Origin of the sequence: Stenotrophomonas sp. NPDC077421 (assembly GCF_049545505.1) — a bacterium.
GTDB lineage: Bacteria > Pseudomonadota > Gammaproteobacteria > Xanthomonadales > Xanthomonadaceae > Stenotrophomonas > Stenotrophomonas nematodicola.
The window spans coordinates 13552-26337 of sequence record NZ_JBMWDP010000031.1 but is presented as its reverse complement, the minus strand read 5'-3'; the positions used below and the strand labels follow the sequence as shown (position 1 = coordinate 26337).

Below are 12786 nucleotides of genomic sequence, written 5' to 3'. Positions count from 1 at the left end.
CCAGGGCGCCGGCTGGTGGCCGGCGCCCTGGAGGCGATCGATGGGGCGGGGGCCGGCACCGGCCGGCGCGGTCGCCCGCGTTACTTTGCTTTCAGGACGACCTTGGTGCTGATCGCGGTTTCGTTGGGGATGGTCTTGGTGTCGGCCCAGTCGCCGCCGCCCACGCCGAAGTCCAGGCGCTTGACCGTGGCCTTGCCGGTGAGTACCGGCTGGGCGCCCGGGGTCCAGGTGAAGGTCAGCGTGACCGGCTTGCTGACGCCGCGCAGTTCCAGCGTGCCGTCGGCGGCGAACTGGTTGTTGCCCAGTGCGCGGAACCTGCTGGCGCTGTACTTGGCCTGGGCGAACTTGCCGACGTTGAAGAAGTCGGCGCCCTGCAGCGTGGAGTCGCGGTCGCTGTTGCCGCTCTTGGCGCCGGCCAGCGGAATGGTCACTTCCAGGTGCGAGCCGTCCAGCTTGGCCGGATCGAAGCTGAGCCTGGTGTCGAAGCCCGGGAAGCTGCCGGTGAAGACTTCGCCGTCGTATTTGGTGGCAAACACCAGGACCGAGCCAGGCGCCTGCACGTACTCGGCGGCAAGGGCCGGGGCGGCGGTCATCAGGCCGGCCAGGGCGGCGGCGACCGCCGCGGGGGTGGTGAGCTTGATGTTCATTCTCAATCCTTCTGGGGGGAGGCGAGCCAGCGCTGCGGCATCATGCGCGCAAGGGTGGCATCGCGTTGGTAAAGATGGTGGTAAAGCGCGGCGCCGGCATGGGCCAACACCACGGCGATCAGCAGCCAGAAGCCCCACTCGTGGATGGCGTGGGAGATCTGGGTGACCTGCGCGTCCGGCGCGCTGAGCTTGGGCACGTTGACCAGGCCGAACCAGCGGAACGGGCGCAGTCCACTGGCCGAGTCGTACAGCCAGCCCGACAGCGGGATGGCGAACATCAGCACATACAGCAGCCAATGGGTGGTCGAGGCGATGCGCTCCTGCCAGGTCGGTGTGCCGGGCACCGGCCCCGGCGCGCCGGCATACAGTCGCCAGCCCAGGCGGACCACCACCAGTGCCAGCACGGTAATGCCGATCGACTTGTGCATCGTGTAGATCCAGAAGTACTTCGGCGTCTTCGGGAACTCGCCCATCGTCAGGCCGACGATGCCCAGGGCGAGGATCAGCACGGCGATCAACCAGTGCAGGGTCATGCTGACGCCGCCCCAGCGGGCAGCGGTGTTCTTGGCAGTCATGGCGTGGTCTCCTGGACCGGCTGAGGGGATGGGGAATCGGAGTGCGGTGTGGTCGGCGGAGTTCCCGCATCCTGGACGGACGGTGTGTCCTGCGGATCGGCGGCAGTGCGGTCGCGCACCGCCTCGGCCTCGATGCGCAGCTGCACCTCATCGCCGATCATCGACGGCCAGCCATCCACGCCGAATGCGCTGCGGCTGAGCGTGGCGGTGGCCGAGAAACCGGCGGTGCGCCGGAACGGCGGCAGCGGGTGGCGCTTGAGTGCGTTGAGCGTGACCGCCAGCGTGACTTCGCGGCTGACCCCGTGCAGGGTCAGCTGGCCGATGACGTTGGCGTGGGTGGCGTCGATCGGCTCGACCCGCGTGGACACGAAGCGGGCCTCGGGAAAGCGCTCGGCATCGAGCAGGCTGCGCGCCAGCGTGGCCTTGTTCCATTTGTCGTCGCCCAGGTCCAGGCGCTGCAGCGGCACGCTGACGTTGAGCGTTGCCCCGGCCCAGTCCTGCGGATCGAACACGAGTACGCCCTCGCTGCCGGAGATGGTGCCCAGCGCATGCGAGAAGCCGGCGTGTTCGATCGCAAACAGCACCCGTGTGTGGACCGGGTCCAGGCGGTAGCTGTCGGCGGCAAGCGCCAGGCCGGGGGCGGAGAACAGCAGCAGGGCAAGGGTCAGGCGCAGGGACATGGCCGGGCTCCATCGGAATCTGTGCCGATCATACGCACAGGCCTGCGCAGCCATGCAGGCTCATGGCTGCAACAGTTCGTGGTGCCGGTGTGAACGCGCCCGGCGCCGGTTCCGTGCGGGGGCCGGGCGCAGGAGAAAGCGTGTTCCATGCGACAATCCGCGCCTACACGGAGATCGGAATGGCGATGAGCGCGCGCGTCTGGCGGGCTGGCATCGTGGTGTTGGTGCTGTGGCTGTGTGCAGTGCCGGCCGCGTCGTGGGCCACGGGGACATCGGCAGAAACACCGCGCATGCGCCGCTTCGGTGCCGCCGAAGGCATGCCCTCGCGCATGGTGCTGGCGCTGGCCCAGGACCGCCAGGGATACGTATGGGCGGCCACCGATGACGGACTTGCACGCCTGGACGGTGTGGGGCTGCGTGTCTGGCGCCACGATCCGGCCGATCCCGATTCGATTCCGGGCAACGAAGTGGAGACCCTGCTGGTCGACCCGCTGGACCGCGTGTGGGTAGGGACCAACGGGGTGGGCCTGAGCATGCTGGGGCCGGAGCGCCGCCGCTTCGAACGCTTCGCCGATGTGAACGCACGCTGCGAGGGACAGTTCTGGTCGCTGGCCTATGCGGCGCGGTCGTTGTGGATCGGCACCAACCAGCACGGCATCTGCCGGCGCGGCGAAGATGGCCGGCTGATCCGCTACCAGGCCGATCCGGGCGACCCACGCACGCTGCCGGACAACACCATCTATACGCTGCTGACCGACCCGCAGGGACGGGTATGGGTGGGCACCGGCAGTGGCGTGGCGCGCTGGGAAGGCGATCATTTCACCCGCATCGCGCCGGCGTTGCTGGGCGGCAAGAGCGTGTTCCGCCTCACCCGCGAACCGGATGGCACGGTCTGGGCCGGCACCGAGGGCGGGCTGTTCCGGATCGGCGCCGATGACGTGGTCACCCCCGCGCCGTGGACGTTGAGCGCCGACGTGCGCGCGGCCAGCGTGATCCACGACCGCAACGGTGGCTACTGGCTGGGCACGGCCGATGGCCTGTACCGGGGCAACGACCGCGCCCTGCGCCTGCTGGCCGGTGATGCGGGCAGCGGCTTCCTGACGGCCCGCAGTGGGGTGCTGGACCTGCTGCAGGATCACGAGGGCGGGCTGTGGGTGGCCATGCTGACCCAGGGCCTGGCGTACCTGCCGCCGGACTGGAAGCGCTTTTCCAGCTGGTACCAGCTGGACGGCAAGCCGCTGGACAGCGCCTACCTGCTCGGCGTGGCCGCCGCCGGCGAAGCGTTCTACATCGCCGGCGCGCATGGCCTGTACCGGTTGGACGAGGTGGGGCGGTTGAGCCAGATCGCCGACGACGCCCGGATCGGGGTAGGTGCGGCATGGTCGGTATTGCCGCGCGCCGATGGCGCGCTGTGGATCGGCCGGGCCGGGCGCCTGAGCCTGTACCAGCCACGCACCGGTGCGTTGCGCGAGTGGAAGATCGGCGGAGGATCGGATGTCCGCCAGCGTATCGACCTGATCCGCCAGGCGCCCGATGGGGAGCTGTGGCTGTCGATCATGAACTACGGTATCCAGCGCCGCGCCGCCGACGGCCGCGTGCTCGATACCATCCGCATCGACCAGGGCCGCGGGCTCACCGAGAACCCGGTCGAGCAGATGGTGTTCGACCCGCGCGGGCAGCTGTGGGTGGTGGGCGACATGGGGCTGCTGCGCTGGCGCAATGATCGGTTCGAGCAGGTGCCGGGCATTTCCCGCGGCAGCATCTACGACATTGCCTGGGACGGCCCGGACCACCTGTGGCTGGCCCGCAAGGGCGCGCTGGAGCGCTATGCGTGGGATGGCTTGAGCATGACCCTGCGCGAACGGGTCGGCGCGGCCCAGGGCCTGCCGCCGGTATCGATGGGCGGCGTGGTGGTGGGGCGCGATGGCCAGGTCTGGGCGACCACCCCGCGCGGCCTGGTGTCCTGGCATCCGCGCCTGCGGCGTGCGCGCCTGTACGGCGAGCGTGATGGTCTGCCGGATGCGGAGTTCAGCGGCCGGCCGCCGGTGCGCAACAGCAAGGGCCAGGTGCTGGCGGTGACCGCCACCGGTCTGGTGGGGTTCGATCCGGATGCGCCGGACATCGTGCTGCCGCCGTCGCAGCTGGTGATCGACAACGTGCAGGTGCGTCGCGACGATGCCGAAGGCCAGCAGACCCTGCCGATCAATGCGCCGATCACGCTGGGCCCGCTGGATCGCGACCTGATCATTTCCGCGCGGTTGTTGTCCTTCGCCAATCCCCAGGGCAACCGGTATCGCTACCGGGTCGCGGGTTATGACCAGAACTGGGTGATGCAGGCCGCCGATGGCGAGCGCCTGTTGTCGCGTCTGCCTGCCGGACAGTACGCCATCGATGTGCAGGCGGCGACGCCGCACGGCGACTGGACCCCCACGCGCACGCTCACCGTGCAGGTCAACCCGCCGTGGTGGCGCAGCAACTGGGCCATCGTCTGTTACGTGCTTGGCACGGTGCTGTCCATCGCCGCCATCGCCCACGTGGCCCGGGTTCGCCTGCGCCGGCGCCAGCAATGGCAGTTGACCCTGCACAAGCAGCAGCTGGCCGAACAGGCCTCGCAGGCCAAGAGCCGCTTCCTGGCCACGCTCGGGCACGAAGTGCGCACGCCGATGACCGGCGTGCTGGGCATGAGCGAACTGCTGCTCTCCACGCCGCTGGACGAGATCCAGCGCGGCTACGCCGCCTCCATCCAGCATGCCGGCACGCACCTGCTGCGGCTGGTCAATGATGCGCTTGACCTGGCCCGCATCGAAGCAGGCCGGCTGGAGCTGGACATCCGCCCGTTCGATCTGATGACGCTGCTTGAGCAGGTGGAAGCCTTGATGGAGCCGATGGCCCACCACCGTGGCCTGGCCTTCGAGCGCAGTTTCAATCTGCCCGGGCCCGTCCAGGTCAGCGGCGATGAAATGCGGATCCGCCAGATCCTGATGAACCTGCTCGGCAACGCCATCAAGTTCACCGAGCAGGGCCACGTCGGGCTGGGCATCGAGTTGGTCGACGACGGCCACGGCGTGGTCTTCGAGGTCTCCGATACCGGACCAGGCATCAGCGAGGAACAGCAGCAGCGCCTGTTCCACCGTTTCGAACAGGCCGACGGGCCGCGCACCGCATCGCGCTACGGCGGCAGCGGGCTGGGGCTGGCGATCTGCCAGGAACTGGCGGTGGCGATGGGCGGGCGGATCGGCATCGACAGCCGCCCGGGCCAGGGCGCGCGTTTCAGTGTGCACCTGCCGCTGCCGTGGACACTGCAGCGCAGCCGCCATGTGGGGGACGCGACGGACGACACGCGCGCGGCGCTGCCGCCGCTGCGCATCCTGCTGGTGGAAGACGATGCGACCGTCGCCGATGTCATCACCGGCCTGCTGCGCACGCGCGGGCATGAGGTGGTGCATGTGCTGCATGGGCTGGCGGCGCTGTCGGAAGTGGCCTCGGGCCGCTTCGACATCGGGCTGCTGGATCTGGACCTGCCGGCGCTGGACGGCATCGCGATCGCTTCGCAGCTGCGCGCGATGGGCTACGAGCTGCCGCTGATCGCGGTGACCGCGCGATCGGATGCCTACGCCGAGCAGCAGGTACTGGCCTCGGGATTCGACGGCTTCCTGCGCAAGCCGGTGACGGGCGACATGCTGGTGGAGGCCATCGCGCAGGCGCGGATGGCGCGGCAACCTGTGCACTGAGTCCTGCATCGATTGATGGCGCGCGCCTATTCGGCGGAAGTGATCTGAACCTTGATTGCTCGGAACGTGAACTGACGTCGGCTGCAGGCGCGTAGCGATGCTCCCGGTCCCGTAGCGTGCACGCGATGACACTCCTTCTTCCCCGTTAGGCCGTGGCGGCCCGCGCTGCGGAGGCCACCGCGTTCCTCCACGGATGTCGCCTGCTGCTGATGCTGGCCTGGCTGGCCTGGCCCCTGCGGGGCGATGCACAAGGGGGGATGCGCCCTGTGCCGCAACTGCAGGATGCGACCACCGGCTTGCCTGCCCGCGAGGTGCGCGACGTGGTGGAGGACGCGCTCGGCGACGTGTGGCTGGCCACCGAGCTGGGAGTGCTGCGCTTCGACGGGCGCCGCTATCGGCTGCAGCCGACAGCGCGCGGGATGTCGGAGACGGCGTGGGTACGGTTGCATGTCGATCCGCGCGGCCGACTGTGGGGCCTGACCGCTTCGCGACAGCTGATGGCCTGGTCGGACGACCGTGAACGGGTTGACCGCCATCCCGCGCCGCGCGCGCCGGGCGCCGCGCGCGCGCTGCGGATCGATCATCTGTCCAGTGACGTACTCGGCCTGTGGGTGGGCAGTGCCTCCGACGGGGCCTACGTGTGGCGCGATGCCGCCGGCTGGGTACGCGCGCGCGGCCTGCCGTCGCCGCAGATCACCGCACTGGCGCGTGATCGGGATGGGGGCATGTGGGTCGGGACCGCGAAGGGGTTGGCCTATGGTCGTTCGGCGCAGCTGACACCGGTCGCGGCATGGCCGTCCACACCGGTGGTGGGTCTGACCGCCGATCCGTGCGGCGGGGTCTGGGTGACCACCGCACGGGCCGCCTTCCATCTTGCCCATCCCGATGCCGTGCCCACGCGCACCCACGCGACCGCCGCCCGCGCGCTGCTGCGGGGGGACGCCGGCGAGACCTGGTGGCAGCAGGCTGATGGGCTGGTGCTGACGCAGGCCGCCGAGGTGCGACGGGTTGCATTGCCATCCCCTCCAGGGCTGCCTGCGCCAGTGATTCGGCAGATGCAGGAAGACCGCAACGGCGGCGTGTGGCTGCGCAGCGACGACCATCGGCTGTGGCGCCTGCCGCCGCGCTGGCAGCAGTTCACCGCGCTGGCGCCGGGCGCGGGCCTGCGCGACCCCTACGCGGGCGCGCTGGCGGCGTCGAAGGATGGCCGGATCTGGGTGGCCGGCAGCCACGGCAACCTGCAGCTCCTCGACCCGCGTACCGGTATGGCGGGGCGCCCGGTGCCGTTCACCGGTGAGCTGGACGAGGCACGCACGCTGGGCATGGCCGAGGATGCGCAGGGCAGGGTCTGGATCGCGACAGGCTCGCGGCTGTTGCGCTACACCCCTTCACACCGGCACTGGCGGCGCTGGTCATTGCCGGTCGACGCCGGGACGGGGCCGCTGGCGGTAACGGTGTGCCGCGATGGCGCGGTGTGGATCGTCGCCAACGACCACGTGCAGCGCCGCGATGCGGACGGTGTGGTGCGGCTGCGAGGCACGCCGGCGGCGCTGGGTTGGATGCCGCCGGCGTCGGCGGTCCCGCTGCTGTGCGCGCGCGATGGCACCCTGTGGGCGGGCGACCGCGGCGGGCTGCGTCGCTGGCTGCCGGCGCAGGAGCGCTTCACACGTGTGTCCGGCGGTGTATCAGGCCGTGTCTCGGCGTTGGCCGAGGATGCGCACGGGCATCTGTGGACCAGCGGTCCCGGCGCGTTGCAGCGCTACCGCTGGGATGGCCAGCGGCTGCACCCGACGCAGCGCTTCGATGCGGCTCAGGGGTATCCGCAGCTGGACGCGCAGGCGCTGGCCGTGGACGGGGCAGGAACGGCGTGGAGCGGCAGCGCGCGGGGCCTGGTGCGTGCCGATCCGGATACCGGGCGGATCCGCCTGTTCGATACGGGCGACGGCGTGCCGGTGCAGCAGGTCATGCCCCAGCGCCTGCGCACGCTGTCCGATGGCACGCTGGTGGCGGCCGTGCGCGAAGGCGGCGTGCTGCTGTTCGATCCGGCCCGTCTGCGCGATCCGTCACGACGGCGCGGGCTGCACATCGACGCGGTCAGCGTGCACCGGGGGCACGCAATGGTCCCGTTGCCGGCGGCCGGCACCGTGCGGTTGCGCGCAAGTGACCGCAACGTACGGGTTGCCGTGCGCCTGGCCGGCAATGCCGATCCCATGCGCGTGCGCTACCGTTTCGCACTGCGTGGCACGGGCAACGACAGCGTGGATACCGGTCACCTCGGCCAGCGCATGTTCGCGCGGCTTCCGCCGGGCCGGCATGTCCTCGACGTGCAGGCGCTGCCAGATGACGGGCGTGCCGCGTCGCACACCTCCCTTGTGCTGGACGTCGCCCCCGGCGCCGGGCAGGCAATGCGCGGGCGGCTGGCCATCGCCGCAGTGCTTGGCGCGGCCACCGTGCTCGGCATACGTGCGTACCGCCGCCATGCTCGGCGGCGGCTGCGCGCGCGGCATGGCGAGGAACAGCGGCAACGGGCGGCGCAGGCATCGCGGGCGCGCACCGACATGCTGCTGCGGTTGGGCCGGGATGTGCGGGTGCCGATGAGTGCGGTGCTCGGCTGGAGCGACGCGCTGCAGCACGCGCCGCTGACCGATGCGCAGCGCGACCAGGTGCGCAGCCTGCATCGCGCCGGTGAACACCTGATGCAGCTGATGGACGACGCGCTGGATGTCGCGCAGGTGGAGGCCGGAACCCCGCACCTGCAGTGTGTGGCGTTCGATCTGCCCGCGCTGCTGGACGATCTGCAGGCCCTGCTGCAACCGGTGGCGCAGGCGCGCGGCGTGTCGCTGCGCTGGCAGGTGGACCCGGCAGCCCGCCGCGGTTTCCTCGGCGATCCCGCACGCCTGCGTCAGATCCTGCTCAATCTGCTTGGCAACGCGTTGAAGTTCACGGCGCGTGGGCAGGTGGTGCTGGAGGCGGCGTACACCGGCACTGCGGACGGTGTGTGCCTGCGCGTGATCGATACGGGTCCGGGTCTGGACCCGGTGCAGCAGCGACGCATCTTCCAGCGCTTCGAGCAGGCCGACGGGGAGCGCACGGCGGCGCGCCACGGGGGGACCGGCCTGGGTCTGGCGATCTCGCGGCAGCTGGCCCAGGCGATGGGGGGCGACATCACGCTGGCGAGCGTGGTCGGGGAGGGGAGCTGCTTCACCCTGCAACTGCCCATGCCGCCGGTCCGCATGCCTGCCGACGCCGGCGATGTCGGGCAGCCCGCGCAGCGGCACGCACGCGCGCTGCGGCTGCTGGTGGTGGCGCCAGCCGTCGCCGACGTGGTTGCCGCCTTGCTGCGGCACCTTGGCCATCACGTGCAGGTCGTCGACGGCCGGGCGCCGGAGCGGCCGAGGGCCGCGCCGGCATGGGACGTCATCGTGGTCGACCCGGCGCTCGGCGACGCCGCCGGCAGCGTCGGCCTGCGGCTGGCCACGCAATGGCCCGGCGTCCCCCGCCTGGCATTGAGCGCCTGCAGCGCCCCGCAGGCGGCGCGCCTGGCGGAGGCGGGTGGCTACGCCGCCTTCCTGCGGCTGCCTGTGACCGCAAGGCATCTGGCCACGGCGTTGCAGCAGTGCGTGGACCGGTGATGAAGGGCCTGGTGCGGCTGTGCCTTGTCCTGCTCTGGGGGCACCTGGTCGTGCCGGGCGCGTGGGCTCACACGCCCGATGCGGTACAGGTTTCCATGCGTCAGGGACTGCCATCGGACCGTGTCTACCAGATCGTGGAGGATCGGCAGGGCTACCGCTGGTTTGCAACCTCCGATGGACTGGCGCGCCACGATGGACGGCGCTTCCGGCTGTGGCGCATTGAACAGGGGCTGCCCGACAACGACATCACCAGCGTGGCGCTGGATGCGCAGGACCAGCTGTGGGCCGGCACGGCCAGCGGCCATCTGCTGCATCTTTCCGCCGACGGTCGCCACCTGCGTCGCGTGGAGGGCGCGCGCGCGCTGGCCGCCAGTGCGATCACCACGCTGCTGCCCCTGCCAGACGGTTCGCTCTGGTTCGGCACGCGCGATGCCGGTCTGTATCGACGCACTGCCGACGGGCGGCTGCAGCGCTTCCTGCCGGGTCCGGCAGGGGCAGGATTGCCGTCTCCCCGCGTGCGTGCCCTTGCGCGCGGTGCGGATGGCACCGTGTGGATCGGCACTGCAGGGGGCCTGGCACGCTGGCGCGGGGAGGCCTTTCTGCCCACCCGCGCAGCGGACCGGGCAGTCCATGCGTTGGCCCCGGCGGGTGCGCACATGTGGGTCGGCGACGCCGGCGGTGTGCAGCGACGCACCGCGACGGAGGCAGTCGCCGCGTCTGCGTCCGTGCCGGGCCTGCGCCTGCTCGGTGTCACGCGCGATGGCGCGCGCTGGCTTGCGCAGGGCCCGCACGTGTGGCGCGAAGACCCGCAGACCGGCGTGCGGCGCGAGGTGGCGCTGACGGCGTCGGACGGACGGACACGCCCCCGTATCGTGGGCATGCACGAGGATCGCGATGGCGGCGTGTGGCTGCTTGCCGCCCAGTTGGGGGTCTGGCGGCTGCGGCCGGACTGGCGTGCGTTCCGCACCATCGCGGGTGCGCCGGGCCAGGACGCGGCACTGCCGGCGGCATGGACCAGTGGACGGGACGGCGGCGCATGGTGGGCAGGCACCGACGGTGGGCTGCACTGGATCGACGCGACGGCCGCGCCGCGCTCCCGCCGGGTGGTGCGTGATGCGACTCCACGCGGGGCAGGCCGGCGTGCCGTTGTTGAAGACAGCCACGGCCAGGTGTGGATGGCGGGGCCGGGCCGGTTGACCCGCTGGGACCCGCGCAGCCGCGCAGTGCGTCGCTGGACGGTGCCGGTCCAGCCTCAGGGCGCCGAGCGGGTGCTTCGCAGTTGCGGAGCCGGGGAGCTCTGGCACCTGGACGGCGATTGGCTGCAGCAGCGCGATCGACGGGGACGCCTGCGCGGTCGCTGGTCGCGCAGCGCGGCAGGCCTGCCGGCAGCAGTGGACGCGGCAGCGATGCAATGCGGGGCCGACGGCGCACTCTGGGTGGCGTCGGCGACGCGGGTGTACCGCTGGGCGGCGGAACGCCAGCGGTTGGAGCCGGTGCCGGGCGTGGGCGGAGAGGCGGTGACGGCCTTGCATGTGGATGCGCAGGGCCGGGTGTGGGTGGCCGGGCGCTCGGCCGTGACCGGCTACCGCTGGCAGGGCGGCCGTCTCATCGCCGAGACACGACGGCCGCTCGACCCCGATGCAGGTCCCGTGCGTGGATTGGCCCGTGATGCCGGTGGCGGACTGTGGGCAACCACGGCACGCGGACTGCTGCGGCTGGGCCACGACGGGGCGGCGCCGCGCGTGCTCACGCCGGCCGATGGCCTGCCAGCTGCGGCAATGCGCAGCGGCCGGATACTGCGCGCCGGCCACCATCTGCTGCTGCCACTGGACACGGCCGGCGGGGCAGTGCTGGTGGAGGTGGCGGCGCTGCAGGCACCCCGCGCCGATCCGATACCGGTGCTGGATCGTGTACAGGTGCGTCGCCACGGCGTGCTGGCAGAGCTGCCGGCGGTCTCGCCCGTGCGGCTGCAGCCGGGCGACCGCGATCTGCGGGTGCAGGTGCGCGTGCTGGCCAGCGACGGGCGCCGCCGCGAGTACCGCATCCGCATGGCAGGGCAGCGCGCCGGGTGGATCAGCGTCGGACGGCCCGGCATCCGCGAGTTTCCGACGTTGGCATCGGGACGTCATCGTGTGTTCTACCAGGCGCGCAGCGACGGCGGGCCGTGGTCGGCCGTGCAGGTACTGGAGGTGGACATGGCTCCCTCCACGCTGGAACGCACCGACGTCCGCGCCGGCCTGGCTGCCGGCGGCACCGTGCTGGTTGTGGCACTGGCCGGCGTCGGCGTGCGCCGGTGTCGGCAGCGGCGCCGCGAGGCGGCTGCGACGCGTCGCCAGGCGGCCGACGAACGGGCGGGGCGGGCCAAGGCAGACTATCTGGCAACGCTGGGCCACGAACTGCGGACCCCGTTGACCGGCGTGCTGGGCATGAGCGAGCTGCTGCTCGATGGCCGGCTTGGCCCTGCCGAGCAGGACCGGGTGCGGCGCATCCACCGGGCAGGGCGGCAACTGCTGGAAATCGTGAACCGCACGCTGGATACCGCCCGGCTGGAGGCGGGAAGGCCGAACCTGCATCCCCGCGTGTTTGCGCCGCTGGCGGTGTTGCAGCGGGTGGTCACTACCCAGGTGCTCCCGCTGTGCCAGCGTGGGCAGGCATTGGCGGCATGCCTGCGGGTGGGGCCCACCCAGGTCGGGTGCGGTGATCCGGAGCGCATGGCCGAGGCCGTCGTGCTGGCCCTGCAGGCCTTGTCCAGCGGTACCGATGCGCGGCAACTGCTGCTGCACGCCGACCCGTTGCCCGGGCACGCCGGCGTCCGCGTGGAACTGGCCGCGCATCTGCGCGGTGGGCGCAGGACGACAACGGCGACGTTGCCCCTGCCGTCGCCCACGTGTGAGGCGCTGCAGACTGCCCTGTCGCCGGCACGCCTGCGGGTGGAGGCGATGGGCGGGCATATCACCGTGGCTCCTGCCGTCGATGGTTGGCGGGTGCTGGTGCATCTGCCGATGGCCGGTGGCCTGCGGCACCGGAACCTGGACCTCGCCGATGATGGTGGCGGGCGGTCGCCGGTGCTGCTGGTGATGCGGGACACCGCCGCTGCCCGCAGGTTGATGGCCGGTCTGCGCGCGCACGGCCGGCACGTGCTGCATGCGGCGCACGCGCTGGCCGCCCTGCCGGTACTGTCGCGGGGGCCGGTGGAGGCACTGCTGGTGGAGCGCACACTGCCGGGGGTCGACGGCCTGGCGCTGCTCGGTCTGGTGCGCGAGCGACCCGGCGACGGGCCGGCCTGGCTGCTGGACCCGGCGCCGACTGCGGCGCTGTCGTGGCAGGCGCGGCAGGCCGGTGCCGCCGGCGTGGTACCGCTGCCACTCGGCGCTGCGGCGATCGAGACGGTGCTGCAGGCCGGACCGGAGGCGACGCCATGAGCCGGGCGGTTTAGTATGTGGGCCGCTGCCCGGGGACCGGGACGGATGCATGCCCACCCGTGGCGGGCGCTGCGAATCGACGGACAGACTCGGGAGATC

At 71.7% G+C, this 12786-nt stretch carries 6 protein-coding genes; 3 read left to right on the top strand and 3 right to left on the bottom strand.

Annotation, left to right across the window (positions count from 1 at the left end):
• Nucleotides 1–80: 80 nt before the first annotated feature.
• The 3 genes from ACPEH1_RS15475 to ACPEH1_RS15465 are packed head-to-tail and all read right to left on the bottom strand — an operon-like array spanning nt 81 to nt 1902.
• The gene (locus ACPEH1_RS15475) at nt 81–647 is read right to left on the bottom strand and encodes a YceI family protein (protein ID WP_423716025.1); all 567 of its coding nucleotides are present in this window, start codon (nt 645–647) and stop codon (nt 81–83) included.
• A 2-nt stretch (nt 648–649) separates the two neighbouring features.
• On the bottom strand, nt 650–1222 hold the full coding sequence (locus ACPEH1_RS15470) for a cytochrome b (RefSeq protein WP_136003081.1): 573 nt from the start codon (nt 1220–1222) through the stop codon (nt 650–652).
• Nucleotides 1219–1902 carry a YceI family protein gene (locus ACPEH1_RS15465; RefSeq protein WP_017357169.1) on the bottom strand — a complete coding sequence of 228 codons (684 nt, stop codon included), beginning with the start codon at nt 1900–1902 and terminating at the stop codon, nt 1219–1221. The genes ACPEH1_RS15470 and ACPEH1_RS15465 overlap by 4 nt, the downstream gene beginning before the upstream one ends.
• Nucleotides 1903–2087: 185 nt before the next feature.
• Here ACPEH1_RS15465 and ACPEH1_RS15460 point away from each other — a divergent pair, with 185 nt between their 5' ends.
• From ACPEH1_RS15460 to ACPEH1_RS15450, 3 genes are all read left to right on the top strand, one after another.
• Nucleotides 2088–5633 (top strand): sensor histidine kinase, encoded by a 3546-nt coding sequence (locus ACPEH1_RS15460; protein ID WP_206147330.1) that lies wholly within the window; start codon nt 2088–2090, stop codon nt 5631–5633.
• A gap of 266 nt (nt 5634–5899) precedes the next feature.
• Nucleotides 5900–9265: an ATP-binding protein gene (locus tag ACPEH1_RS15455; protein ID WP_423716024.1), complete on the top strand. Its 3366-nt coding sequence runs from the start codon at nt 5900–5902 to the stop codon at nt 9263–9265.
• The gene (locus ACPEH1_RS15450) at nt 9265–12687 is read left to right on the top strand and encodes a two-component regulator propeller domain-containing protein (RefSeq protein WP_423716023.1); all 3423 of its coding nucleotides are present in this window, start codon (nt 9265–9267) and stop codon (nt 12685–12687) included. Before ACPEH1_RS15455 ends, ACPEH1_RS15450 begins: the two co-directional genes overlap by 1 nt.
• The last annotated feature ends 99 nt before the right edge of the window (nt 12688–12786 follow it).

Coding starts and splice junctions, on each gene's coding strand:
- ACPEH1_RS15450 (WP_423716023.1), top strand. CDS start 9,265: ATGAAGGGCCTGGTGCGGCTGTGCCTTGTCCTGCTCTGGGGGCACCTG.
- ACPEH1_RS15470 (WP_136003081.1), bottom strand. CDS start 1,222: ATGACTGCCAAGAACACCGCTGCCCGCTGGGGCGGCGTCAGCATGACC.
- ACPEH1_RS15460 (WP_206147330.1), top strand. CDS start 2,088: ATGAGCGCGCGCGTCTGGCGGGCTGGCATCGTGGTGTTGGTGCTGTGG.
- ACPEH1_RS15465 (WP_017357169.1), bottom strand. CDS start 1,902: ATGTCCCTGCGCCTGACCCTTGCCCTGCTGCTGTTCTCCGCCCCCGGC.
- ACPEH1_RS15475 (WP_423716025.1), bottom strand. CDS start 647: ATGAACATCAAGCTCACCACCCCCGCGGCGGTCGCCGCCGCCCTGGCC.